25 protein-coding genes and 1 tRNA gene are annotated in these 23,493 nt (G+C 64.4%); 22 read left to right on the top strand and 4 right to left on the bottom strand.

Translation table 11 applies throughout. The annotated features are described in order from the left end of the window. Nucleotides 1-8: 8 nt before the first annotated feature. From ACFOES_RS06465 to ACFOES_RS06420, 10 genes are all read left to right on the top strand, one after another. Entirely contained in the window at nt 9-848 is an 840-nt protein-coding gene (locus tag ACFOES_RS06465; RefSeq protein WP_377832379.1) for an ABC transporter permease, read from the top strand. After that, a complete protein-coding gene (locus ACFOES_RS06460) occupies nt 848-2,461 on the top strand; it encodes a dipeptide ABC transporter ATP-binding protein (protein WP_377832378.1) in 1,614 nt (537 codons plus the stop codon). The genes ACFOES_RS06465 and ACFOES_RS06460 overlap by 1 nt, the downstream gene beginning before the upstream one ends. A 29-nt stretch (nt 2,462-2,490) precedes the next feature. Beyond that, nucleotides 2,491-3,666 carry a M20 aminoacylase family protein gene (locus tag ACFOES_RS06455; RefSeq protein WP_377832377.1) on the top strand — a complete coding sequence of 392 codons (1,176 nt, stop codon included), beginning with the start codon at nt 2,491-2,493 and terminating at the stop codon, nt 3,664-3,666. A gap of 868 nt (nt 3,667-4,534) precedes the next feature. After that, nucleotides 4,535-6,328 (top strand): DUF6538 domain-containing protein, encoded by a 1,794-nt coding sequence (locus tag ACFOES_RS06450; protein ID WP_377832376.1) that lies wholly within the window; start codon nt 4,535-4,537, stop codon nt 6,326-6,328. A 127-nt stretch (nt 6,329-6,455) separates the two neighbouring features. Beyond that, a complete protein-coding gene (locus ACFOES_RS06445; protein ID WP_377832375.1) occupies nt 6,456-7,379 on the top strand; it encodes a hypothetical protein in 924 nt (307 codons plus the stop codon). Nucleotides 7,380-7,469: 90 nt separating this feature from the next. Beyond that, nucleotides 7,470-8,648: a phage portal protein gene (locus ACFOES_RS06440; protein ID WP_377832374.1), complete on the top strand. Its 1,179-nt coding sequence runs from the start codon at nt 7,470-7,472 to the stop codon at nt 8,646-8,648. Continuing rightward, entirely contained in the window at nt 8,645-8,968 is a 324-nt protein-coding gene (locus ACFOES_RS06435) for a gene transfer agent family protein (protein ID WP_377832373.1), read from the top strand. Before ACFOES_RS06440 ends, ACFOES_RS06435 begins: the two co-directional genes overlap by 4 nt. Then, nucleotides 8,965-10,521, top strand: coding sequence for a phage major capsid protein (locus ACFOES_RS06430; RefSeq protein ID WP_377832372.1), 1,557 nt, complete (start codon nt 8,965-8,967; stop codon nt 10,519-10,521). Before ACFOES_RS06435 ends, ACFOES_RS06430 begins: the two co-directional genes overlap by 4 nt. Nucleotides 10,522-10,527: 6 nt before the next feature. After that, nucleotides 10,528-11,160: a hypothetical protein gene (locus ACFOES_RS06425; protein WP_377832371.1), complete on the top strand. Its 633-nt coding sequence runs from the start codon at nt 10,528-10,530 to the stop codon at nt 11,158-11,160. Then, on the top strand, nt 11,160-11,498 hold the full coding sequence (locus ACFOES_RS06420; protein ID WP_377832370.1) for an HNH endonuclease signature motif containing protein: 339 nt from the start codon (nt 11,160-11,162) through the stop codon (nt 11,496-11,498). The genes ACFOES_RS06425 and ACFOES_RS06420 overlap by 1 nt, the downstream gene beginning before the upstream one ends. A 62-nt stretch (nt 11,499-11,560) precedes the next feature. Here the strand turns inward: ACFOES_RS06420 and ACFOES_RS06415 are convergent, their stop codons facing one another. Genes ACFOES_RS06415 through ACFOES_RS06405 form a run of 3 tightly spaced genes read right to left on the bottom strand, consistent with a single transcriptional unit; the run spans nt 11,561 to nt 12,910 of the window. Then, a complete protein-coding gene (locus ACFOES_RS06415; RefSeq protein ID WP_377832369.1) occupies nt 11,561-12,061 on the bottom strand; it encodes a hypothetical protein in 501 nt (166 codons plus the stop codon). After that, nucleotides 12,058-12,495, bottom strand: coding sequence for a helix-turn-helix domain-containing protein (locus ACFOES_RS06410; protein WP_377832368.1), 438 nt, complete (start codon nt 12,493-12,495; stop codon nt 12,058-12,060). The genes ACFOES_RS06415 and ACFOES_RS06410 overlap by 4 nt, the downstream gene beginning before the upstream one ends. Beyond that, nucleotides 12,473-12,910 (bottom strand): hypothetical protein, encoded by a 438-nt coding sequence (locus ACFOES_RS06405; protein ID WP_377832367.1) that lies wholly within the window; start codon nt 12,908-12,910, stop codon nt 12,473-12,475. Before ACFOES_RS06405 ends, ACFOES_RS06410 begins: the two co-directional genes overlap by 23 nt. 416 nt (nt 12,911-13,326) lie before the next feature. Between ACFOES_RS06405 and ACFOES_RS06400 the strand changes: the two genes are divergently transcribed. The 11 genes from ACFOES_RS06400 (at nt 13,327) to ACFOES_RS06350 (ending at nt 21,862) form a co-directional block, all read left to right on the top strand. Next, complete coding sequence (locus tag ACFOES_RS06400) at nt 13,327-13,623, top strand: head-tail connector protein (RefSeq protein WP_377832366.1); 297 nt, start codon at nt 13,327-13,329, stop codon at nt 13,621-13,623. Next, nucleotides 13,610-14,044: an HK97-gp10 family putative phage morphogenesis protein gene (locus tag ACFOES_RS06395; RefSeq protein WP_377832365.1), complete on the top strand. Its 435-nt coding sequence runs from the start codon at nt 13,610-13,612 to the stop codon at nt 14,042-14,044. Before ACFOES_RS06400 ends, ACFOES_RS06395 begins: the two co-directional genes overlap by 14 nt. Next, entirely contained in the window at nt 14,041-14,460 is a 420-nt protein-coding gene (locus ACFOES_RS06390; protein WP_377832364.1) for a DUF3168 domain-containing protein, read from the top strand. The genes ACFOES_RS06395 and ACFOES_RS06390 overlap by 4 nt, the downstream gene beginning before the upstream one ends. After that, a complete protein-coding gene (locus tag ACFOES_RS06385) occupies nt 14,448-14,783 on the top strand; it encodes a phage head closure protein (protein WP_377832363.1) in 336 nt (111 codons plus the stop codon). The genes ACFOES_RS06390 and ACFOES_RS06385 overlap by 13 nt, the downstream gene beginning before the upstream one ends. Then, entirely contained in the window at nt 14,780-15,172 is a 393-nt protein-coding gene (locus tag ACFOES_RS06380; RefSeq protein ID WP_377832362.1) for a P27 family phage terminase small subunit, read from the top strand. Before ACFOES_RS06385 ends, ACFOES_RS06380 begins: the two co-directional genes overlap by 4 nt. Before the next feature lie 2 nt (nt 15,173-15,174). Then, a complete protein-coding gene (locus ACFOES_RS06375) occupies nt 15,175-16,788 on the top strand; it encodes a terminase large subunit (protein WP_377832361.1) in 1,614 nt (537 codons plus the stop codon). Between the two features lie 25 nt (nt 16,789-16,813). Beyond that, on the top strand, nt 16,814-19,285 hold the full coding sequence (locus tag ACFOES_RS06370) for a hypothetical protein (RefSeq protein ID WP_377832360.1): 2,472 nt from the start codon (nt 16,814-16,816) through the stop codon (nt 19,283-19,285). A 655-nt stretch (nt 19,286-19,940) separates the two neighbouring features. Then, nucleotides 19,941-20,402 carry a hypothetical protein gene (locus ACFOES_RS06365; protein ID WP_377832359.1) on the top strand — a complete coding sequence of 154 codons (462 nt, stop codon included), beginning with the start codon at nt 19,941-19,943 and terminating at the stop codon, nt 20,400-20,402. Nucleotides 20,403-20,457: 55 nt separating this feature from the next. After that, nucleotides 20,458-21,159, top strand: coding sequence for a hypothetical protein (locus ACFOES_RS06360; protein WP_377832358.1), 702 nt, complete (start codon nt 20,458-20,460; stop codon nt 21,157-21,159). A gap of 227 nt (nt 21,160-21,386) precedes the next feature. Next, a complete protein-coding gene (locus tag ACFOES_RS06355; protein ID WP_377832357.1) occupies nt 21,387-21,563 on the top strand; it encodes a hypothetical protein in 177 nt (58 codons plus the stop codon). A 2-nt stretch (nt 21,564-21,565) separates the two neighbouring features. Beyond that, nucleotides 21,566-21,862, top strand: coding sequence for a hypothetical protein (locus ACFOES_RS06350; RefSeq protein ID WP_377832356.1), 297 nt, complete (start codon nt 21,566-21,568; stop codon nt 21,860-21,862). 179 nt (nt 21,863-22,041) lie between these two features. On the opposite strand, the gene ACFOES_RS06345 is transcribed toward ACFOES_RS06350, so the two are convergent. Continuing rightward, nucleotides 22,042-22,116, bottom strand: a tRNA-Gln gene (locus tag ACFOES_RS06345). 115 nt (nt 22,117-22,231) lie between these two features. Here ACFOES_RS06345 and ACFOES_RS06340 point away from each other — a divergent pair. Further along, the gene (locus ACFOES_RS06340; protein ID WP_377833011.1) at nt 22,232-23,410 is read left to right on the top strand and encodes a BaiN/RdsA family NAD(P)/FAD-dependent oxidoreductase; all 1,179 of its coding nucleotides are present in this window, start codon (nt 22,232-22,234) and stop codon (nt 23,408-23,410) included. Nucleotides 23,411-23,493 lie beyond the last annotated feature (83 nt).

The following is a 23,493-nucleotide window of genomic DNA, read 5'->3' as shown; positions in this document are numbered from 1 at the left end:
AGTCCGCCATGCCGATATGGAAATCCCTCGTTTCGCGCCCCGACGCGATCCTCGCCCTGGTTCTCCTGACCGCGGTGGTGCTCGCCGGCCTCTGCGCGCCGGTCGTCTTCCCCGACGGGCCGTGGCGCATGGTGGCGCGGCCGTTCATCCCGCCATTCACCGACATGCGCCATCCGCTCGGCGCCGATGCGCTGGGGCGCGACCTCGCGGCCTCGCTGATGTATGGCGCGCGCACCTCGCTGGAGATCGGCCTCGTCTCGACCTGCGTGGCGATCCTGTTCGGCGCCGGCGTCGGCGGCATCGCCGGCTTTTTCGGCGGCCGAGTCGACAGCATCCTGATGCGCTCGACGGAGATGTTCCAGACCGTGCCGAGCTTCGCGCTGGCAATCCTGCTGGTGGCGATCTACGCGCCCTCGCTCACCTCGATCATGGTCGCGATCGCGGTGGTCAGCTGGCCGCCGGTCGCGCGGCTGGCGCGGGCCGAGTTCCTGTCGATGCGCCGGCGCGAGTTCGTGCAGGCGGCGCTGCTGTCGGGGCAATCCAACCTGCGCGTGGCCTGGTCGCAGATCCTGCCCAACACCCTGTCGCCACTGATCGTGATGGCGGCGCTGATGGTGTCGATGGCGATCCTGTTCGAAAGCGCGCTCTCCTTCGTCGGCCTCGGCGATCCGCAGGTGGTGAGCTGGGGCTACCTGATCAGCGCCGGACGCGGCGTGATGGCGCGGAGTTGGTGGCTCACCTTCCTGCCGGGCATGGCGATCATGCTCACCATCGTCTCGATATCGATCCTCGGCGACGCGATCGGCGACAGCCAGGACCCGCATTTCGAACGCAAGGAGGACCTGTGATGGCCGAGCCGGTCCTCGAAGTCCGCGATCTCTGCGTCTGCCTGAAGACCGGCGCGAAGATCGTTGAGCACGTCTCCTTCGCGGTGACCCCCGGCCAGACCGTCTGTCTCGTGGGCGAGAGTGGCTCGGGCAAGTCTATGATCGCCAATGCCGTCATGGACCTGATGCCGAGCTCGCAGCTGGCGGTGACCGGCGGCGCAATCCGCTTCCACGGCGAGGATTTGCGCCCGCTCGGCGACAAGGCGATGCGCGATCTGCGCGGCAAGCGGGTCAGCATGATCTTCCAGGATCCGATGTCGGCACTGAACCCGGCGCGCCGGATTCGCACCCAATTCGACGAGGTGTTCTCGGCGCACGGGATCGAGCCCGAGGGCGGGCGCGAGGCGCGGATGCTCGAACTTCTGGAACTCACCCACCTGCCGAACCCGCCGCGCATCCTCGACGCCTTTCCGTTCGAACTTTCCGGCGGGCAGCGCCAGAGGGTGATGATCTCGATGGCGATGGCGCTGAACCCCGACCTCTTGATTGCCGACGAGCCGACCACCGCGCTCGACGTCACCACTCAGGCGCAGATCCTGCGGCTGATCGCGGAGTTGCAGAGGACGTTCAGCACCGCGGTTCTGTTCATCACCCACGATTTCGGCGTGGTCGCCGAGATCGCCGATGACGTGGTGGTGCTGCGGCATGGTCGGATCGTCGAGCACAGTCCGCTTGAGACCATCCTGCGCGCGCCGCGCGAGGACTACACCAAGACGCTGATCGAGGCGGTGCCGCAGTGGAACCCGCGTGCCGAGGGGCTCGAAGCACCGGCACTGATCGAGGCGACATCGCTGCAGAAGGTGTTCAAGGGCAGTTTCGCCGCGCTGGATGACGTGTCGGTGGCGCTGAGGGCCGGCGAGACGCTGGGCATCGTTGGCGAAAGCGGCTCGGGCAAGTCCACCTTCGCCAAATGCCTGATCGGGCTTGAAGAGCCGGACGGCGGCAAGATCGTCGTGCAAGGCACCGAGATCACCACGTTGCCGCCGGTGCAGAGGCGCCAGAAGCGGCACATGATGCAAATGGTGTTCCAGGACCCGACCGCGGCGCTCAATCCGCGCCACACCATCGGCCGCACGCTGGCCGATGTGCTACGGGCGAACGGCTGTGCCCGGGGCGATCTGCGCGCCCGGGCGCTTGGGCTGCTCGACGACGTGAAGCTCGACGGCAAGTTCGTCGACCGTTTCCCTCACGAGCTCTCGGGCGGCCAGCGCCAGCGCGTCTGCATCGCCCGCGCGCTGGCAGCCAACCCCGAGGTGCTGATCGCCGACGAGGCGCTCTCGGCGCTCGACGTTTCGGTGCAGAAGCAGATGCTGGCGCTGTTTGCCGAGCTGAAGGAGCAGCGCAACCTGGCGATCCTCTTCATCACCCACGACCTGCGTGTCGCCGCCGAGATCTGCGATCAAGTGGTAGTCATGCGCCATGGCGGCGTGGTCGCCCGGGGCACGCCCGAGGCGGTGCTGACCGGGAGCCGGCACGCCTATGTCGAGGAGCTTCTGGCCGCGATCCCGGGGCAGGACTGGTTCCCCGCGGGCACCGGGCCTGCTGCGCCCGTTGCCGCCAAAAGTGCAATTTGAACAAGGATCTCTGTAACATGAATGCGCCCATGAAAAACTCGATTGCCGCGATGCTGCCTGAGCTGATCGACTGGCGACAGGATTTCCACCGCCATCCCGAGTTGATGTACGACCTGCCGCGCACCGCCGGGATCGTCGCCAAACGCCTGCGGGAGTTCGGCTTCGACGAGGTGATCGAAGGCGTCGGGAAAACCGGGGTGCTGGGCATCCTGTACGGCGCGACCGGCCCGGCGGCCAACGCCGAAAAGCGAGTGATGTTCCGCGCCGATATGGACGCGCTGCCGATCGAGGAGGCCAGCGGCGCGGCGCATGCCTCCGAGGTGCCGGGCCGGATGCACGCCTGCGGCCATGACGGCCATACCGCGATCCTGCTCGGCGCCGCCCGCCACCTCGCCGAAACCCGGGCCTTCGACGGCACGCTGGTGTTCTGTTTCCAGCCCGCCGAGGAGGGTCATGCCGGCGCCCAGGCAATGATCGACGACGGCATGTTCGAGCGCTTCGCGGTGAAGGGCGCCTACGCGCTGCACAACTGGCCGGGCATGCCGGTGGGCGAGTTCGGCGTGGTGCGCGGCGCGGCGATGGCCTCTGCCGACGGCGTGTTCATCACCGTGCAGGGCAAGGGCGGCCACGCCGCCGCGCCCAACCTCGCGCGCGACCCGATCGTCGCCGCCGCGCATATCGTCGCCGCGGTGCAGAGCATCGTCAGCCGTGTGGTCGATCCGTTCGAAAAGGCGGTGGTTTCAGTCACCGCAATCCATGGCGGCGAGGCCTTCAACGTAATCCCCGACACGGTGGAGATGAAATGCAACTTCCGCTGCTTCTCGGAATGCGTCGGCAAGGAGATCGAGGCGGAGCTTTGGCGGATCTGCGAGAAGACCGGCGAGGCGTTTGGCGTCTCGGTCGAGGTGAAGCGTCCGCCGCTCACCCCCTATCCGCCGACCGTCAACCATCCCGCCGAAACCGAAATCGCGCTCGCGGCGATGCGTGCGGCGGTGGGCGAGGACCGGGTCAGTGACGATCTTAAGCCGATCATGGGCTCGGAGGATTTCGCCTTCATCCTGCGCCAGGTGCCGGGCGCCTACGTGCTGATCGGCAACGGCGACAGCGCGGCGCTGCACAACCCCGCCTATGATTTCGACGACGGCGCCATTGCGCCCGGTGTGGCCTACTGGAGCGAGCTTGCTGCGCGGGTGCTGCCGCTCTGAGGCGCCAGCAGGCCGTTGAGGCGCAGAACGTCGCCGGCTCGTTCAGGGGCGCGGGCGCTATCGAACAGGTCCGGCCGGGGACCAGGCATCGGTGCGCTTGGCACTTGTCTGAGCCCGTCGATCTCCCGGCATGCCGAGTTGATAGGAGCGGAGGGGCGTTATCGCGTTCGCTCGGCTGTCAGGGAAAATCTTGCCCGGGTCGCGCTGCCCAGACACAGGGCTTTCACGATGCCAACTAGTACTGGGTGGGCCTGGCCGAATACGTACTGAGCAGGAAACTGACCTGAGAAAGGCCCCGGCGGGAGACTGCCGGGGTCTCCCCACTTTGCCTTTTTTCTTCCTTCGTCCCGTGACCGGGTTCAGCGGGTGTGCTCGGGAGCAGTTGCTGGGGGCTATGCTCAGCCGCCTCCTTCGCAGCCTTCTCCTCTTCTGTGAGGTTTTTCTTTGGGAACCTCGACCTGATGCCCGAGAGCGCGATCGCCTCGCCCGGCGGCGTGAGAACAAAGAACCGTCTCGGAAGGCCAATTAGGTAGCCAGGTGCCGTCAGGATGCGCCAGAAAAAGGAATGGCACGTCTCGACGTCAATAAGGCGTTGGGGCAGCAACCGTCCGTAAGAACCGCCAGACGACGGATGACTGCCTCCTCCCGCAAGAGGCAGATTGGGGCACCCGATGGGGCATTTCACACCACTCGGCCAATCGTGAAGGTCATTTTCACATCGATTTCAGGAAAGTGGCTGGGGCGGTAGGACAATAATCCAACTTTTCTAAGGCGTAGGCATTTCAATAAGTTACTGATAGATATTGCAAAATCAGAACGAAATTGTAACACATGGCTGTAACACACGACCCTCGCATGTGGTGCGCCTATGGCCCGATTGAACTACCTTCTTCGACGTGGTGGAAGCTACTCCGCGCGTATCCGCGTTCCGCTCGATCTGGTCGAGATCTTAGGGCGCAAGGAGCTGGTGAAGGCTCTCGGGACGAGCGATCACGTCGAGGCGAAGCGCCGCCTGCTGCCGGTGCTTGAAGGCTGGCATCGTCAGTTCGATGATTTGCGCGCCCGACGCGCCGTGACCGACGACGACAAGGCGCACGCGACCTGGGCGCACTACGCCGGTGCCCTCGACCGCGACGAGGCGAGCCGGCAGAGCTACCCGGATGAGGCCGACATTGAAGCCGAACGGGCGGAGATCATGCGCCGAGCCGAAGCCGGTGAGATCGCCAAGGCCGATCCGCTCACTATCCTAGACGCTACTCTCGACCTGAAGGTGAAGCAGGAATGGGGCCGGCTCGACGCCGAGGCGCGCAGGGTGAAGCTAGCCGAACTGCGTAAGCATCTGCGCACCGGCAACATGGCGCTTATCAATCACGAGGTCGCCGCCTACATCCAAGAGAACGAGCTACTGGTCGAGGAAGGTTCGCCCGACTGGAAGGCGCTGGCGCACCGCATGATGCGCGCCGAGATCGAGGCCCTGCAACGCACCCTAGAGCGCGATGAGGGCGACTATGGCGGGCAACCCCGCGACCCCATCGTCACTCCCTTCACGAGCGCGCCCAGAGCGCCTGCGAAGCCCGGCGAAACCGTCATGGAGGTCTTCGACATCTTCGCCCGTGAGAACCCCCGCAAGGTCGCGCAGGACCGGCTCAATCAGATGAGGCGCGACCTGGGTCTGTTCGTTGATGTTGTCGGGCGCAACCTGTCGGTGACGAAGATCGACAAGGCGGCCGTGCGCGAGTGGAAGACGCTGCTGATCAGCTACCCGGTCAAGGCCACCGAGACGAAGGACTTCGCCGGCCTGACCATGCGCCAGACGGTCGAGCACAACGAGCGCGTGGGCAAGCCGGTGATCTCCGACCGCACCGTGAACCGCTATCTGTCGAGCCTCGGGGCGTTCTGCGACTGGTGCGTGAAGAACGGCTATCTCGATCAGAACCCGGTCAACGGTATGGCTCTGCCCAAGGAACGAACCTCTAAGACGCTGCCCTTCACCTCAGAGCAGTTGAACGCCTTGTTCGCCTCGCCTTTGTTCACCGGCTGCCTGAGCGGCGATGAGTGGCGCAACCTCGCTAAGCCCGGCAACGTGCAAGTCAGAGATCACCGCCATTGGGTGCCGCTGATCATGTTGTTCTCGGGTGCCCGGCCGGGCGAGATCGCGCAGCTTGCCGTCTCGGACGTGCGCCAGCAGCATGGCCACTGGATCATGCACATCACCACCGAGGGAGAGGGGGACAAGTCGGTGAAGACCGAGGGGTCAATGCGTGTAGTGCCGATCCACCCCGAGTTGGTGCGGCTTGGGTTCATCAAGTATCGGGATGAGCAGGAGCGGGCCGGCAGCAAGCGGCTGTTCCCCGGTGCGCAGCGTAACGCGCGCGGCCAGATGATGGCTGACTTCTCGCGCGAGTTCGGGCGTTACCTAGAGCGCATCGGCATCAAGGAGGGCAGGGGGCTGTCGCTCTATTCGTTCCGGCATGGTGCGACCGACGCGCTTCGCCGAGCTGGCTACCTAGACGAGCAGTTCGGCTTCATCCTCGGCCACACGGGCGCGACGATGACGGGGCGCTACGGGATTTTGCCGCAGGGGATGCTTGAGCAGCGCGTCGAGTTGATCAATGCAATTGGCTATCATGGTTTGTCCTTGAGGCATTTGGCTGAAACGTAGCTTCACCCATGATATTGCTTCGCATGGGTTGTGCTCAGATGTTGCCGTGCAGTTCGATTTCGTTTGTTTGATGGCGCAGTGTAGGTGATAATATCTGAGATATTGAGGTAGCGGAGCTAGGAACAATATGAAAAGTAGGTTGCTTAATTCCACCTTCTTGAAATCAGGTAGGATTGCTTTTAATCAAGGAACTGCGGGTGCCAAGTCTCCGGGGCATACGCAGAAGCTAGCGCGAAAGGTGGCTGTTGCGCCAGGTCAGGCGAGAGGGCGCGGGTCGACGGCCTTTCGTTTCGGTGAAAAGATAGCGTGTCCAGCTCTCTCTCTGCGCGACATTGAAGGCATTGATGATACGTCTGCGGAATATGTAACTCGGCATTTTAAGGAAGATTTTATCGGTGGAGCTTTGCGAGGCTATTTTCGCTTCGGGACAATCGCAAGCTATAGGCCGGCGGATATGAAGCAGATTGGACGGTTTAGCGATGCGCAGGAGGGGACGCAGCAGGAGACATTTAGAAGCAGGACTGGGTTGTATGATGATGTGGCGATTGGCGGAAATCGGATCCTTGGAACTACTATAGTTGGTTTCGATAACCCGATTGTTTATGAATATGTCGTTAACGACTACTGCTCTTGTTCGTCCAGTGGAAAATTTGATCTTGCGCGTGCAAAGCTTCTTCGTGAACGGGGTAATGATGATATCGGCGCATATGCCGTTTATGATCTCAAGAAATTACGGCAGGCGATAGAAGATTTGATTTTGGAAAAAGCAGAGACAAATGACCTCGTATTGATCGGGCGTGATGTCGTCTATGGGAGCAAGGACAGACATTGGGAGATTGAAGAGAGATTCGAGTATGCCGCTTCTAAAGATCGCCTTGCTGTCTGGCTCGGAACGGCTTTTGTGAAGTCTAAGGATTATATGCACGAAGAAGAAGTCAGGATGCTGCTTATTGATCCAAGGAACGCTGGAGGCTTGGATGAACGCGCAGAGCCACTTGAGTTTGAGGATCCGAGGATTGCAGCAGCAGTCATTGACCATGGTCGATTCTGAGGCCTGGAAAAGTAATAACATAACATTAATGTTGAGTCCGGATTCCACTTGTGAGAGAATCCATGCAGGCGAACACATGGCATGGACTGCATGGCACTTACGAAGATCAAGAAGGCCCTCGAGTTCGGCGCCGACAAGAAGGCGCTGACCCTGACCGATGCCGACGCCCTGACCTTGTTCGGGGTGCTGCCCACCGCGTCGGGCGTCTCCATCGGCCCCAGCACCGCCCTGCGCGTCCCCGCTGTCGCCTGTGCGGTCGGGTTGATCTCCGAGACCATCGGCGCGCTGCCGGTGAAGCTCTATGAGCGCGCCAGCAAGGCCGCCCTGACCGATCACCCGGCCTATCGGCTCGTGCATGACGAGGCGAACGAGTGGACGAGCGCGGCCGAGCTGCGCCGCGACCTGACGCTCGACGCGCTGCTGCATGGGGCAGGGCATGCGCAGGTGATCCGGCTCGCCGATGGCGCCCCCTATGAGCTGCACCGGCTCGACCCTAGCCGGGTGCAGCGCGATCAGGACGACTACGGCGAGCCCTTCTATCGCGTCTCCACCGATGCCGGGCCGGTGCGGCTGTCCTATCGCGACGTTCTGCGCGTCGAGGCGTTCGGTGGGGTCTCCCCGATCACCCTGGGCCGCGAGGCCATCGCGCTCGCCCTGAGCTTCGAGAGCCATATCGGCGGGCTGTTCGCGAACGGCGGCCGGCCCTCGGGCGTGATCAAGAGCCCGAAGGTGCTCGACGTGGACGCCAAGAAGAAGCTGGCGGCAAGCTGGTTCTCGACCCACTCGGGCAGCAACGCCGGCGGCACTGCCGTGCTTGACGAGGGCATGGATTATCAGCAGCTCTCGACCACGCTCGCTGACGCCCAGTTCGCCGAGAACCGGCTTGAGCAGGTGCGCGAGATCGCGCGTGTGTTCCGGGTGCCGCCGACGATGCTCTTCGAGCTGTCGCGCGGGACGTGGAGCAACACCGAAGAGATGGCCCGGCAGTTCATGCAGGTCACGCTCAAGCCGTGGCTGACCGCGTGGAGCTGGGCCTATGCCCGCTGCCTGCTGACCCCCGAGGAACGCAAGACCGCCTACCTTGAGGCCGTCACCGATGATCTTCTGACCACTGACACCGCCGCCCGTGCGACCGCCTATGGCCAGTATCGCAGCATGGGCGCCCTGACCGCCAACGAGGTGCGCGCCGGGCTCAACCTGCCGCCGATGGCCGGCGGCGACACCCTCGAAAATCCCTACACCACGACCAGCAAGGACAAGGCCGCATGAGGCTGACCCACACCGCCTTCTTCGGCGACGGCGAGCACGCCTTCGCCCTGACCGACGACATGATCGCCGAGCTTGAACGGCTCGCCGACCTGGGCATCGGCGCGCTCTACCTGCGCGCCGTCAACATGCAGTTCAAGCTCGCCGATCTGATCGAGGTCATTCGCCTCGGCCTGATCGGCGGCGGCACCGCCCCGGAGAGGGCCGCGCAGCTTGTCGATACCTACGCCCGGAACCGGCCGATTGACGATCTCTACCCGCTGGCGCTGGACATTCTCGACGCGCGCTGGGGCGGTGCCCTTGAAGACGAGGCTGCCGCGTGACCGACCGCATCGAGATCAAGGCGGCGCTGGCCGTCACCGACGCCGGCGAGATCACCGGCATCGCATGGCCGTTCGGCAGCCCCGACCGGGTAGGCGACGTGATCGAGAAGGGCGCGCTAACCGCGCCCGGCACCTTGCCGATGCTCTTCGCGCACGATCAGGGCCAGGTGGTCGGCGTCTGGGATCAGATCGCCGAGACCCCGGAGGGCCTGACCGTCAAAGGCCGCCTGCTGGTGGAGGACGTGGAGCGCGCGCGCGAGGTGCGCGCCATGATCCGCAGCAAGGCCGTCTCGGGGCTGTCCATCGGCTTCGTCACCAAGAAGGCGCAGCGCACGGCCAAGGGCCGCACCATCACCGCCGCCGAGCTGCATGAAATCTCTGTTGTCGCCGTTCCCGCGCATCCGGGCGCGCAGATCACCTCCATTAAATCGGATGCACCCCAGACCCCCACCGCCCTCAAGGAGACCCCCGAAGTGGAAAACGAGGAAATCGAAATCGAAGAGAAGGCCGCGACCCCGGCCAACGATACGCAGCAGGTGCCGCAGATCGACGCCAAGGCGTTCAACGAGATCAAGGCCCGGCTCGACAAGATCGAGGCCAAGGCCAACCGCCCCCGGATCACCGGCACGCCCGACCCGGTGATCGGCGCCGAAGAGGTCAAGGCGTTCACGCATTACCTGAGCACCGGCGAGAAGAAATCGCTGACCACGGCGAGCGACACCGCGAACCACATCCTTGCCCCCGAGGACGTCAGCGCCGAGTTCATCCGTAACCTGGTCGAGTTCAGCCCGATCCGGGGCATCGCCGATGTGCGCAGCACCACCTCGGCGAACATCGTCCTGCCGAAGCGCACCGGCATCACCAATGCCGTCTGGGTCGGCGAAACCGATGCCCGGACGGGCAGTCAGCCGGCCTTCGATCAGTCGAACATCGAGATCAAGGAAATCGCGACCTTCGTCGACATGTCGCTTCAGCTCGCCGAGGACAGCGCCAACGTGCTGAGCGAAGTCAATCTCGCGCTGGCCGAGGACTTCGGCCAGAAGGAAAGCCTGTCCTTCGTCAGCGGCAACACCGCACTTGAACCGGCCGGTGTGATGGCCGATGCGAACATCGGCGCGACCGTCGCGACCAGCGGCACGGCGATCTCGCCCGACGAGCTGATCGCGCTCATGTATGCCCTGCCGGCGACCTACCGCAACGCCGGCACCTGGGTGATGAACGGGACGACGCTTGCCGCCCTGCGCACGCTCAAGGACGGCAACGGCAACTACCTGTGGCAGCCGTCCTATCAGGCGGGCCAGCCCGAGACGATCCTCGGCCGGCCGGTGATCGAGGCCGTGGACATGCCGGACGTTGGCCTGAGCGCGGAGCCGATCATCTTCGGCGACTTCAAGCGCGGCTACCGCATCTATGACCGGATCTCGCTGGCGATGCTGGCCGACCCCTACACCCAGCGCGCCAACGGTCTGATGCGCTACCACGCCCGCCGTCGTGTCGGCGCTGGTGTCGTGCGCCCGGACGCCTTCCGCAAGCTCCAGATGGCGGCGGCGTAACCGGCCATGAAACAGCAGCTCGCAGATGACACGATCACGTTGGACTACGGCGGCAACGCCGTGGTCCTGCGCCCGTCTCTGCGGGCTGCCCTTCACCTTGAGCGGCTGCATGGGGGCTTCCCCGAGTTGCTGCGCAAGATCGAAGAGTTCGACACGCTGACGATCTGGCGGGTGATCACCACGGCGGCCGGCAAGGACGCCACAGACGCGCTCTTTGCCTATGCCGCCACTCACCCCCTCAGCGGCTTCAAGCGGGCCGCACAGGGGCCGTGTATCGAGCTGGTGGCCGCGTTCTTCCCCGAGACCCCGGCGACCGCTACGGCGCAGCCCAGCACGGCCAAGCCGACGCCCTGGGCCGATCTGTTCAAGGAACTGTATGGCTTCGCGACCGGCTGGCTCGGCTGGACGCCCGAGACGGCGTGGAACGCCACGCCGCAGGAAATCCTTGACGCCTTTAACGCGCATGTCGTCAAGCTCAGGGCCATTCACGGCGCCGGTGCTGATGAGCACGACGAGAGAGGCCCTGACGCGGCTCAGCGCAGGCAGAACGTAGAGCAGGGCCTCGATCCTGACTTCGACCGGGCAGGACTGCACGCGCTGAAGCAGCTCTCGACGCTGCGCGAGGGCATGGCCGCCTGATGCCGAAGCCTCCGCACATCTGCAACTGCGGCCAGATCGTGCCCCATGGTGAGCGCTGCGCCTGTCAGATCGTGCGCACCCGTGCCCGGAACCGCCGCCATGATGCCCGGCGGCCGAGTGCGGCGCAGCGGGGCTACAATCACGAATGGCGCAAAGCCCGTGTTGAGTTCCTGCGGCTACACCCGTGCTGCGCGATGTGCGGCGCTCCTGCGGATGTGTTGGATCACGTCAAGCCGCACAGGGGCGACATGGTGCTGTTCTGGGATCGGTCGAACTGGCAGCCGTTGTGCAAGAGCTGCCATGATAGGGTGAAGCAGAGGACGGACTGCAGTCAATAGAATGATGCAATCTCTCTGCGTTGTGTAACTCGAGGGGTGCCTCTGATATTGTGGACGGATTATTAGTCCATGCGATCATTCAACGACGGAAGAGGAGGAAGACGCAATCCAGATGCAGCCGAGTGGTGCGCAAAATGTGCTCGAAAATATGGATAAGAAGTGAAACGTGCGATTTTCTTGAAATAGAGACGCACATATTCGGCGTCAGCTCCCTCCAGGCCGCTATAGATCAGCACATACTCACACTTCATCTTCAGTGCTTTCTTTCGGCCAAACCTAACGTCGGCGCCCCAAACATAACCGCCAACAAGAAGTCCACTATCGCTGGAAAAACTGTGCCCAGACATTTCTCCATAAAACCCTTGAGATAATTCCTTTCCAGTTTCCTCAGCTTCCATGAAGCACTCAGGTTTCGAAAAGTAATTGCTTTCGCAGAGTCTCAGATCTTGCAGACGCGCTTTGCGCGCGACGCTCGCGTAGACGTCCGCGTCGAAATCATCGCTGGAAAAAGTGAGCGCATTTTCCGGTGCGCTCACAATGTCTTTGCCGGTCTTCTTCGTCATTGCGCAACCGCGAATGCAAGGTCTCTTTCACCGAGGCGATCATTCGCCGCAGACGTATCCACCCAAGATGCACCCTTGTGAAGGTGGGGAATGGTAATGATTTTGCAGAAGCGACCCGTTTCGCCTTTCTTAGCTCGCGCTTTGAGCTTGTTAATGTCGCGCAACGAAAAGAGTTCAAATTCTTCTCCGAGCGCGTCCGCAATTCTTCCAATCGTCTTCAGCGTCAAATTGGTCGCATCCTTGGCAAGAATTTGAGAGACGCGAGCGGGGCTAACTCCAAGGCGTTCCGCAAGTTGTTTTTGGGTAATGCAGTTTTCGTTCATCGCCTTTTGCAAAGCAAATTGAACCGACATCGCGAGCGCCTCGATCGCAAATTCTTGGCGATCGGCATCATGTTTCCAGTTGGTCACGCTATTTCTTTCGTTCGAGCTCATCGTGAATCGCTCCCAAAGCTTTGGCTACTCGTTGAAGCTGTTTTTGGTCCGCTCTGTTTTCTTTTTTGCTCGTTGCTTCAACAAAGAAAAATTCGGTTCGACCTCTCGCCGTAACCGGACCGCCATAGATTCTGACCTGGTCGGACTTGATCTCATACACGACTTGGTTGCCGCCCCGTTTCTTCCCGGAGGGGAAGTTTCCCTCTCTCTTGAACTGTGCGGTGTTGTTGACGCGTTCTAGCCCATGTCTTTTCAAGGTGGTCAGAGTAATCCTTGCCTTTTTTACATGCCTTTCATTCCGTTTTCCTCGCCTCCCTTCTTTGTCGATGAAGTCGCGCACCTGCTTAGAGAGGTGGACATCCACCTCCCACTCTTCTTCATCTGGCGCGTGTGCTTCGTAGCCTTCGATCTGCATTCAAAACTCGGTCATGGGTTAAGGTATGACTTAACTATGCGGGCGTTGCAAATGGATACTGGATATGCCCCTGGCCCCGTAACCCGCTGAACACACCACAAATTGTGTGCGATTAGCAAGACTTGCGCTAGTTCGGCGCGGTGAGTTGTCACGGGTATGTTCAAATTCTTGATCGTCCGTATGGCCGCGTGGAGGGATGAGCGGCAGGAGGTGGGCCCTTTGGCGAATCGCATATAGGTCACGATATGTGGCTCTCAGGGCGTTGTGAATGGGGGCGGGTTCAACTTCCGCGATACATTGGGGACCGGCGGGGGGAGGTCCGCACAAGAGAGCCTCTAAATAACTTTTCCACCGACTCTTCACCGGATTCGCGAGAAGTGTTATAACATAACGCATCGTTCGCTGAAGAGTTCCCTATGACCGCCCTGACACCCCTGAGCTTGCTGAAGTCGCAGCTCAACATCGACACCGACCTTGATGATGCGCTGCTGGCGCACAAGCTCGACGCCGCCGAGGCGTGGATCGGCCACCACACCGGCACGCCCTTTGCCGTTGGTGACGCCGCTCTGACCGAGGCCGCGTTGCAGCTTGCCGGCTACTGGTATGAGCAGCGCGAGAGCGCCAGCGACGTGACCATGCGGCCGGTGCCCTTCGGCGTCTATGAGCTGCTGGCGCCCTATCGTGAGCAGGTGACGGGCTATGTCGCAGTCTAAGAGCCTGACCGGGCAGTCGCGCCTGCTGAGCAAGCGCCTTAGCGCCATCCCCGAGGCCGTGGTGCGCGATGTGCAGCCGGCCCTGATCAAGGGCGCCGAGGAAGTGGCCGCGAACATGCGCGCGCTGGTGCCGGTGGACACGGGCGCGCTCAAGGACAGCATCACCGTCACCGCGCCGGGGCAGAGCACGCCGGCCTATGCCGAGGGCGGCGGCAAGCGCACCGCCGGTAGCAATCAGGCCCTCGTGACGGCCGGCAACGAGAAGGTGCGTCACGGCCATTTGCAGGAGTTCGGCACCGTCAAGCAGGAGGCGCAGCCGTTCCTGCGGCCGGGCTTCCGGCTGGCGAAGCCCAAGGCCCTGCGCCGCATTCAGCGCGCCATCGGGCAGGCCGTGCGCAAGGCGGCGGAGGGCAAGGCATGATCGACCCCAGCATCGCCTTTCAGACCGCTGTGAGGGCTGCGCTAATCGCCGACCCGGCGGTGAGTGCCCTTGTCCCGGCCGATCATGTCCGGGCCGGCTCCACGCGCCCGGACAAGCTGCCCACCATCATCATCGCCAGCCCCCAGACGATCAACCTGGGCCGGGCGAGCGGTGGGCAGTATCTGACGCGCGTCTCGCTCGACCTGCACATCTGGGCCGTGGAGGACGGCGCCGACATGGCCCGGCAGATCGGCGCGGCGGCATCGGTCGCGCTCTGGGATGTGCCGGCGAGCAACGAGGTGGGCATTGATGCCTACCAGCGCCCCGGCTTCAGCTACATGCGCGACCCCGACCCGGAGCGGGCCTATTGCCACGGCGTCGGCACCGTCGAGGGCGTGATCCGGTGGCGGGTGTGATCATGATCAGGGCAGGCAAGCTCGACCGGCAGATCATCATCGAGCGCGAGGCCGAGACTGTGGCCGCGAGCGGCGCCGTGTCGAAGACTTGGGCACCCATCGCGACCGTCCGGGCCGAGCTGGTGCAGCGCAGCGCCGACGAATACCTCGCTGGGTTCGGCGAGGCCGACGCCGGCGGTGCTGTGTTCCGCATCCGCTACCTCGCCGGCATCACCCCGGCCGACCGCGTGATCTGCGATGGAGTGGCCTATGATATTGACGAAATCGCGGAGCTGGGGCGCCGGCGCGCCCTTGAGCTGCGCTGCACGAGGGCGGCGGCATGAGCGTGCATTCTCGCGGCGTAAAGCCGGCGCTCGCCGCCGATGCTGACGCGCTGACCAAGGCCCCGCCGGCACCGAAGCACCTGGCGCCGCACGCGAAGGCCGAGTGGCGGCGGATCATGCCGCAGCTCATCGCCCGGCGGGTGATCACCCGCGCCGACCTGGCTGGCGTCGAGAACTACGCCACCTGTATCGGCATCGTGCGCCAGATCGAGGAAGAGCGCGCCGCCGCCGGTGGCATGATCGACGTGAAGCTCTTTGGCGTTCTCAACCGGGCTGCCCAGACCGCGCGCCAGCTCGCCGCCGAATACGGCCTGACCCCGACGAGCCGCGCCCGGATCGGGGCAGGGCTTGCCGAAGATGACGACGCCGACAACCCGCTCGCCGTGTGACCATGAGCGCGGCCAGCACCTACCCGATGTGGATTGATGACGGCAGCCCCATTCCCGATCCGCTAGGGCACGGGGAGCGCGCCGTCACCTTCCTGCGCAGGCTGCGGCACCCGGCAAGCACGGCAGCCAAGCGCTCCTTTCAGCTTGCTCCGTTCCAGGAGCGCATCGTGCGCCGCATCTACGGGCCGCGCGATGCCGATGGCCGCCGGATCGTGAAGACGGTGTTTCTGATGCTGCCGCGTGGCAACCGCAAGACCTCGCTCGCCGCCGCACTGTCGCTGCTGCACGTCATCGGCCCCGAGAAGGTGCCGGCCGGGCAGGTGATCTTCGCCGCCTCGGATCGGGAGCAGGCGGGCATCGGCTTCCGCGAGGCGGCCGAGATCATCCGGCAGGACAAGCGCCTTGTCGCCGCGACGCGTATTCACGACGCTTTCAACAGCGCCAAGCAGATCACCGACCTTGCCAGCGGCGCCCGGCTGCGCGCCGTGTCGAGCGATGGCCGCGCCCAGCACGGCACCACGCCGGCCTTCGTGCTCGCCGACGAGATCCACGCTTGGACCGGCCGCGACCTGTGGGAAGCGCTGAAGTCCGGCCTCGCCAAGACCGACGACAACCTGATGGTAATCGCCACCACCGCCGGCCGGGGCCATGAGACCCTGGCCGCAGAGCAGTATGACTACGCCCGGCGCATCGCCCTGGGCGATATCGACAACCCCGAGTTCCTTCCGATCATCTTCGCCGCCGAGCCGGGCGATGACTGGCAGGACGAGGCCGTGTGGCACCGGGTGAACCCCGGCCTCAAGCACGGCTTCCCGAGCCTGCCGGGACTGCGCAGTCTGGCGAACGAGGCCAAGGACCACCCGGCCGAGCGCTACAGCTTCCAGCAATACAACCTCAACATCTGGTTCGGGAACAGCCGCGACCCGCTGTTCAACATGGCGACCTATGATGCCCGGCGCTTCGAGGATGACGAGGCCGAGCTTGAGGCGCTGCCGTGCTGGGTCGGGGTCGATATGGCGCTGTCGGGCGACACCGCCGCCGTGGTCGCCGCGTGGCGGCACCCTGACGGGCAGATCACCATCAAGCCGTGGTTCTTCGTGCCCGGTGACGAGCTGAAGGAACGCGGCGAGCGCGACGGCGTGCCCTACGAGCGCTGGCGCGACGAGGGGCTGATCACGGCGACGCCGGGGCCGATCATCGACCCGGAGGCCGTTGAGGATCACCTGCGCGAGCTGGCCGCGCGCCATGATGTGCGCGAGATCGCCTTCGACCCCCATCTCGCCCGGCAGATCATGCAGCGGCTCTATGATGACGGCCTTCCGGTGATCGAGCTGCGGCAGGCGCCGCTGAGCATGGGTGTCGCCATCGGCGACCTTGAGCGCACCGTCAACGGCCAGATGATCCGCCATGACGGCCACCCCGTGCTGCGTCACCACTTCGATAGCGTCGTCGCGAGCCGGAACGAGACCACGGGCCTCGTGCGGATGCACAAGGGCAAGAAGACCGACCGGATTGACGGCGCTGTCGCATCGGCGATGGCCGTGCACCGCGCCGTCGCAGGTGAGAGCAGCAAGTCGAGCTACAGCGGCGAGGACGCCGAGATTTTCACGTTTTGAGGTGTGAGCAATGAACGAAGTGATGATGCCCGGCCTGATCGTCCCGCTTGAGGCGCGGATCGACAAGCTTGAGAAGGGCCTTGAACGCGCGAACCGGGCGCAGCGCCGGGCAGCGCAGAGCATGGAGCGGCGCGCGAAGCAGTCGGCCGACCGGATGCGCAACACCTATGGCCGGATGGGCAGCGACATTGCCGCCGGTTTCAAGAAGATGGCGCTGCCGCTGGTGGGCGGAATCGCCTCGGCGGCGACCGTCCGGGCGATTGCCGAGACCACCAAGGGCGTTGCGCGCCTCGGTGACGAGGCCAAGCGGGCAGGGGTGCCGCTCAAGGACTTTCAGGAACTGAAGTTCCTGTCGGAACAGAACCGCATCGACCTCGACGCGATGATCGACGGTATGAAAGAGCTGAACCTGCGCGCCGACGAGTTCATCATCACCAGCAAGGGGCCGGCGGCCGAGGCGTTCGCCCGGCTGGGCTACGGCGCCGAAGAGCTCAAGGCGAAGCTGAAGAACCCGGCCGAGCTGCTGCTTGAGATCTTCGAGCGTGCGCGCAAGCTGAGCCGGGCCGCGCGCATCCGCATCGCAGACGAGATTTTCGGCGGCACCGCCGGCGAGCGCTTTGTCGAGCTGATGGGCCGCAGCGATGCTGAGCTGCGCCAGACCGTAAACAGGGCGCATGAGCTGGGCCTTGTCCTGGGCGACGAGGTGGTCGCCAAAGCCGACGAGGTGTCGCGCAAATTCGATGAGCTGACCGCGCGCATCTCTACCTTCGGCAAGCGCGTTGCCGTCGCCGTCGCGGAGGGGATCGCCGAGGCGGCCGACCTGCGCGCCCGGCTGGACGAGATATTCCCGAACGAGAAGCAGGGCCGCGCGGTCCTGGGCAATGAACTGTATGACGCCCTCGCCAAGAACCGCGATGCGGTGGACGCCGAGATGCGCGACATCGGCGAGCTGCGCAAGGGCTATGATCAGCTCGCCGAGACGGCGCGCACCACCTCGGCGCAGCTCGTGCAGGCGTCGAACCTGGCCCGGAGCTGGGGCTATGACGAGGCGGCGAACGAGCTGGCGAACGCGGCGGCGCGGATGGTCGAGCTGAGCGACGGCTTCGCCAACGGCAGCCTGACCGGCGAAGAGTTCTCGCAGAAGCTTGGCGAGGTGCAGAAGGCGGCGGCCGGCGCTTTCGACAAGCTGGACGAGGCCGACAAGGTGGACTTCGGCGGCGCGATCTCACAGGTGAGCCGCCTGGGCAGCGTGTTGCAGACCGTCATCGGGTTGGCGTCGTCGCTCAAGGGCGCCCTGACCGACGCCGCCGGCGTGCAGCCGCCCAAGACGCAGATGCAGACCTTCCGCGAGGCCGACGCGCAGTCGGTGAAGAACTGGCAGGCGCAGAAGGCGGCGCAGGACGCCTTTCTCGCCGGCGAGGCCAAGCGCAACGCCATGTCGCGCGAGCGCCTGACGCTTGAGCGCGAGATCGCGGCGGTGATGAAGCGGGCCGCTGCCGAGGGCGTGACGTTGACCCGTGCGCAGGCCGAGGCCGCTGCCAAGGCGAAGATCGCGGCCGACGCCGCACGCAACGATGCCGGCAAGGGCGGGGTGGGCGGCAGTGGCGACCTCTTCGGTCGCGCCGTGCAGTCCATCGTTGACGAGACGAAGGCCCTTGAGCTGGAAGCCGCCGCGCTGATGGCATCGGCTGCGGCCGGCAGCGATTACGAGACAGCAATCGAGACCGCCCGGCGCGAGGCCGAGCTGCTGCACTCGGCGCAGATGCAGGGGCTGAGCATCACGCCCGAGCTGCGCACCGAAGTCGCCAAGCTGGCGCGCGCCTATGTGGACAGCGCCCGGAAGTCGGACTTGGCCGCCGAGGGCCTGCGCCGGATCGATGATGCCCGGATGCAGATCCAGAACTCGGCGGCGAACGCTTTCGACGGGCTGATCACCGGCACCATGAACTTCCGGCAGGCGATGGCGGGCTTGATGAAAGACCTGGCGCGCTACGCGGCGCAGAAGTTCATCATCCGTCTCCTGGGCGGCATGGCTGGCGGAGGGCAGGGCTGGCTCAACAGCTTCGCGACCATGCTGGGCGGCGGCTATGCCGAGGGCGGCTACACCGGCGCCGGCGGCAAGTTCGAGCCGGCCGGCGTTGTCCATCGCGGCGAATACGTTATGCCGCGCGAGGTGGTGCAGCGCGTCGGGGTGGATCGGCTGGCAGGACTCCATAGCGCCGCGCTGAGGGGCTATAGCGGCGGCGGGCTGGTAGGTGCCCCGGAACCCCGGATCGGCCCCTCAGCGGCGCACTCTGAGTCTCCTGCGATGGCGGGGCAGGTGATCACCATCAACGCGCCGGTCACGGTGCAAGGATCGGCCGGCACCCCGGAGCAGAACAGCGATCTCGCGAAGAAGATGGCGCGCGAAATGGAGGCCACCATGCGCGGCACCATCGCAGATGAGATGCGGCGGCAGATGCGGCCGGGGAACATGCTCAACAATCGGCGGAACTGAGGGGCGCCGGAGAGCTAACCTTTTGCCCGTCCAGGAGCTAACCTTTTGCGCGCCCGGAGGTTTGGTTGCCTGGAAGAGGTGGCTAACCTTCTGCCCTCCCGAAACCTAACCTTTTGCACGTATTTATGATTACCTCTTCTTACCTACTATACTCATAAACATAAGAATAAACGATAAAACGGGCAAAAGGTTAGTTCTCTCCTGCCTCGGCTGAAAGACCCCTCCGGCTACCACGACACCTCGGGCCTGCGGCCCTCGCCTGCGCGGCCCCTGCGGGGCCTTGCCGCTCGCTGCGCTCGCGCCCGAGTTTCTCTCCTGTTCCGGCTAGGAGACCTCCTCCGGCTAGCGTTCGTGCCCTGGTGCGACGCACCGGCCACGGCGTGCCCGACGCGGCGTAATCGTCCACGGCAGGACCGGCACGGCGTGGCCGCTCACCAGAGGCACGGAGAGCGCCGCTGAGGCCATCTATGTGCTTATGGGCGGGGGTTGGTGGTGCCGGAGACGCCTCGGGCGCTCTATGGCCGTCTCTGCGGCGATGGGCGTGGTGTGCGAGGTAACGCGTTACGTGTAGTAAGTTACTGATATGGCGGTATTTCTTGACATGCAGAGGGTATTCCCTTATAAGTGGGTCAGCCTCGCAAAAAAAGGATTGCCGATGTCCAACCACCCCACTCTGAAGGTTCCCCAGGAACGTATCACTCAGCTCAAGCAGATGGCCGCGAACATGGGCGCCCAGAACATGAGCGAAGTCCTGGCGAAGCTGATCGCGTTCGCACAGAACGAGGGCCTGATCGCCCATGAAATCCCCGGCGTCAAAATCAACGCGCTCGCCGATGGTCTGGCGATCAAGTTCGATGACGGCGAGACCGTCGGTTTCTCGTCCGAAGATGCTGCCCGTCTCGCATCTGAGATACGCGCCTTCCTCGCCGGAGAGCGCACCGCGAAGCAGGTGATCAGCATGAACGCCGACAAGCGGGCAAACTTCGCGTTGAAGGGCAAGGGGCAGGGCATTGCCGTCTCCATCCCCGCCTTCAGCAAGACGCCGAAGGTGTTCGACCGTGGACTTGCTGACGAGTTCGCGCGCCTGATCGAGCGGGCGCTGCCCGAGGCCGTGTAAGACGAGAAGGGGCGACGCATCATCGCCGCCCCCTCTCATGCTAGTAGGAGTGCCCATGTCTATAGCAAGCTCTGACCGGGATGCGCAGGAATTTGAAGATCGGCTTGACGCAGTTGCGCGAGGCGAGAAACCCGAGCGTGATTTCACCGACCTTACTGTCGGTGACGGTGGGCAGAGTCTGCGGCGGGTCGAGGCGTCCTTGGCGGAGCTTGACGACATGATCGACGAGACGGCGCGCGAGCGCGCCGGCCACGAGGCCGCCGGAGAGCCTACCCAGGACGATGACGCGGACTTCGAGAGGGTCGACCACGCGCCGGAACTGACGCCCTATGACAAGGCGCGAGAGCGGGTCTACGAAGCTGAAATCTACCGCGATGCAGTAGAGCAGGGTAGCGACGAATGGCACCAGGCGATGGCTGAGTTAGCCGAGGCCCGGCGGGCGCTTAAGCAGGAGCAGGAACGCGCCACTGACGAAGGCTGGCGGAAACGCCGCGCTACCGAAGAGTGGCGTTCTGGGCCGGGCCGCGAAGTCTACAACGCCAGTCGGCGCAAAGTCAGAAACAAGGCCAACAAGATGACGCCCAGGGCGGTGCTGGACGCGATGACGCCCGAAGAACGCGCGCAGCACAGGAAGGACAAGAACGCCGAGAAGCAGTGGAGGTTCGCGCAGCGCAAGAGGGGCAAGACCGATGAGCAGATCGAGGCAGAGCTGCCGGGGTGGTGGGCGCGGCGTCGGGCGAAAACAGCTTGTCCTTGATTGGCTGGCGTGGCATATTTGCAACACGCAGTGTTGTAGCTGCTTTCTCTTACCCCGCGCCGGATCATCGTTGCCGATGTAAGTCACCCGGCGCGGGGTTTCTCTTTTGCGACAAGTAAGCGCTTACTTATATAAGCATTATCAATGTTTTAGGTTCATTTTCTCTCTTGATCGCCGGATTCCACTCGTGCGAGTCTCACCGGACGACATCATCAAGAGGACTGACCATGCAGACTCCCACAGACACCTACGTTGACGACGCCACCTATGCCGCGCTTAGGGCCGCGCTGCTCAGCTTGATCACCGATCCGCCGCACGACGCCGACACCGCGATTGTGAGCACCCTAGGCGAGACCGGAGGCATCTGGCCTCGGAGCGTCATGTATGATGTTGAGGGGGCGTGATCTTGATGAAGTATCTTGGCATTCTCGCCCTTGTCGCCCTCGCTGCCTGCTCCTTCAACCCGGAGAGGATGTATTACCAGGTCACCCAGCGGAGCGCGAACGGCGTCAGCATCCAGGTGAACAAGGGCAACATGGATATGAAGGCGCCCGAGTTGGCGCAGGTCCTCGACCACATGGACGACATGGCGACCAAGGAGTGCCGGGGAATGGGCAAGACCAAGGCGGCGCGCAAGGCTCAGCGCCACTATCGCACTGGCCCCTATTACGACTGGATCGAGCGCGCCTACATCTGCAAGTAGCTCCGAAGCGACTATTCGTCGTCGTCACGAAGCCGCCGGATCACCCTGGCGGCTTTTTCATTGTGCGAGTCGAGAGGTCGAGGCGAGGCAGAAAGGCGTGTGTGTTACACACACATGACTGTAACACACGGGCTCGGCGGCGGTCCGCTAAGCCATTGAAATTAATCGAAAAAGGAAAGTGGCTGGGGCGGTAGGATTCGAACCTACGGTACACGGTACCAAAAACCGCTGCCTTACCGCTTGGCTACGCCCCAACGTGGAGCGGTGTTTACCCAAGCCGCCCGGGCACTGCAAGGGGGGGAATGCGGATTTTGTGACATTGCCGGCGGACGCCGTGCAGGCTATGGCGAGAACATGCAAAACAAGGCCATCGAGACAGCGGACGTCGTCGTCCTGGGCGCCGGCGCGGCGGGGATGTTCTGCGCGATCGAGGCCGGCCGGCGCAGTCGGCGGGTGATCGTGCTCGACCACGCCAGGGCGCCGGGCGAGAAGATTCGCATCTCCGGCGGCGGGCGCTGCAATTTCACCAACCTCGACATCGCGCCCGAGCGATTCCTGTCGGCCAATCCGCGCTTCGCGCTCTCCTGCCTGAGCCGCTACACGGCGCGCGACTTCCTTGCCCGGATCGAGGCCGCAGGCATCGCCTGGCACGAGAAAACGCTGGGCCAGCTGTTCTGCGACGGCTCGGCCAGGCAGGTGGTCGACATGCTGCTGCGCGACATGGCCGCGGCCGGGGCCGAGCTGCGGCTGCAGACCGAGATCGCCGGCCTGCGGCGCGAGGACGGCTTCGTGGTCGAGACCTCGGGCGGGCCGATCCGGACCGGGAGCGTCGTCGTCGCCACCGGCGGCAAGTCGATCCCGAAGATGGGGGCGACGGGGCTCGGCTACCGGCTGGCCGAGGAATTCGGGCTGCGGCTCGTCGAGACACGGCCGGGGCTGGTGCCGCTGACCTTCTCGGGCGCTGATCTCGAGCAGCTGAAGCCGCTGGCCGGGGTGGCGGTGCCCAAGGCCCGGGTGCGCTGCGGCAAGGCCGGTTTCGACGAGGCGCTGCTGTTCACCCATCGCGGGCTGTCGGGGCCGGCGATCCTGCAGATCTCGTCCTACTGGCGCGCGGGGCAGGCGATCTCGGTCGACCTGCTGCCGGGCACCGACCTGGCGGCCGAGCTGAAGGCGCTGCGCGGCGAGATCGGGCGCAGCGCGGTGGCGACGGCGCTGGCGCGCTTCCTGCCCGAGCGGCTGGCGCGCAGCATCTGCGACGAGCTCGGACTGGCGGGCAACCTGGCCGACCAGACCAAGGCGGCGCTGGCGCGGCTGGCGGCGCGGGTGCAGGACTGGCAGCTGCTGCCGCAGGGCAGCGAGGGCTACCGCACCGCCGAGGTGACGCTGGGCGGGGTCGATACCCGCGACCTGGACGCGAGGACGATGGAGGCGCGCCGCGTCCCGGGGCTGTTCTTCATCGGCGAGGTGGTCGACGTGACCGGCTGGCTCGGCGGCTACAACTTCCAGTGGGCCTGGGCCTCGGGCTGGGCCGCCGGGCAGGTGGCCTGAACGGTCCGGGCGCGCGCAGGCGGGGAGCGGGGAGGGGGGCGCTGCCCCCCGTCGCCGGGGGCGACTCCCCCCGGGATATTTCC

It is taken from the genome of Acidimangrovimonas pyrenivorans (assembly GCF_042643245.1).
Lineage (GTDB): Bacteria > Pseudomonadota > Alphaproteobacteria > Rhodobacterales > Rhodobacteraceae > Acidimangrovimonas > Acidimangrovimonas pyrenivorans.
Note: the sequence above shows the minus strand (reverse complement) of the source record. Positions and strands in the feature narration are given on the sequence as shown.

Excerpts from the sequence above, each read along its gene's own strand:
- ACFOES_RS06400 (WP_377832366.1), top strand. The coding sequence starts at position 13,327 with ATGACCGCCCTGACACCCCTGAGCTTGCTGAAGTCGCAGCTCAACATC.
- ACFOES_RS06405 (WP_377832367.1), bottom strand. The coding sequence starts at position 12,910 with ATGCAGATCGAAGGCTACGAAGCACACGCGCCAGATGAAGAAGAGTGG.
- ACFOES_RS06370 (WP_377832360.1), top strand. The coding sequence starts at position 16,814 with ATGCCCGGCCTGATCGTCCCGCTTGAGGCGCGGATCGACAAGCTTGAG.
- ACFOES_RS06395 (WP_377832365.1), top strand. The coding sequence starts at position 13,610 with ATGTCGCAGTCTAAGAGCCTGACCGGGCAGTCGCGCCTGCTGAGCAAG.
- ACFOES_RS06455 (WP_377832377.1), top strand. The coding sequence starts at position 2,491 with ATGAAAAACTCGATTGCCGCGATGCTGCCTGAGCTGATCGACTGGCGA.
- ACFOES_RS06410 (WP_377832368.1), bottom strand. The coding sequence starts at position 12,495 with ATGAGCTCGAACGAAAGAAATAGCGTGACCAACTGGAAACATGATGCC.
- ACFOES_RS06365 (WP_377832359.1), top strand. The coding sequence starts at position 19,941 with ATGTCCAACCACCCCACTCTGAAGGTTCCCCAGGAACGTATCACTCAG.
- ACFOES_RS06445 (WP_377832375.1), top strand. The coding sequence starts at position 6,456 with ATGAAAAGTAGGTTGCTTAATTCCACCTTCTTGAAATCAGGTAGGATT.
- ACFOES_RS06355 (WP_377832357.1), top strand. The coding sequence starts at position 21,387 with ATGCAGACTCCCACAGACACCTACGTTGACGACGCCACCTATGCCGCG.
- ACFOES_RS06415 (WP_377832369.1), bottom strand. The coding sequence starts at position 12,061 with ATGACGAAGAAGACCGGCAAAGACATTGTGAGCGCACCGGAAAATGCG.
- ACFOES_RS06450 (WP_377832376.1), top strand. The coding sequence starts at position 4,535 with ATGGCCCGATTGAACTACCTTCTTCGACGTGGTGGAAGCTACTCCGCG.
- ACFOES_RS06440 (WP_377832374.1), top strand. The coding sequence starts at position 7,470 with ATGGCACTTACGAAGATCAAGAAGGCCCTCGAGTTCGGCGCCGACAAG.
- ACFOES_RS06360 (WP_377832358.1), top strand. The coding sequence starts at position 20,458 with ATGTCTATAGCAAGCTCTGACCGGGATGCGCAGGAATTTGAAGATCGG.
- ACFOES_RS06390 (WP_377832364.1), top strand. The coding sequence starts at position 14,041 with ATGATCGACCCCAGCATCGCCTTTCAGACCGCTGTGAGGGCTGCGCTA.
- ACFOES_RS06435 (WP_377832373.1), top strand. The coding sequence starts at position 8,645 with ATGAGGCTGACCCACACCGCCTTCTTCGGCGACGGCGAGCACGCCTTC.
- ACFOES_RS06425 (WP_377832371.1), top strand. The coding sequence starts at position 10,528 with ATGAAACAGCAGCTCGCAGATGACACGATCACGTTGGACTACGGCGGC.
- ACFOES_RS06380 (WP_377832362.1), top strand. The coding sequence starts at position 14,780 with ATGAGCGTGCATTCTCGCGGCGTAAAGCCGGCGCTCGCCGCCGATGCT.
- ACFOES_RS06375 (WP_377832361.1), top strand. The coding sequence starts at position 15,175 with ATGAGCGCGGCCAGCACCTACCCGATGTGGATTGATGACGGCAGCCCC.
- ACFOES_RS06465 (WP_377832379.1), top strand. The coding sequence starts at position 9 with ATGCCGATATGGAAATCCCTCGTTTCGCGCCCCGACGCGATCCTCGCC.
- ACFOES_RS06420 (WP_377832370.1), top strand. The coding sequence starts at position 11,160 with ATGCCGAAGCCTCCGCACATCTGCAACTGCGGCCAGATCGTGCCCCAT.
- ACFOES_RS06460 (WP_377832378.1), top strand. The coding sequence starts at position 848 with ATGGCCGAGCCGGTCCTCGAAGTCCGCGATCTCTGCGTCTGCCTGAAG.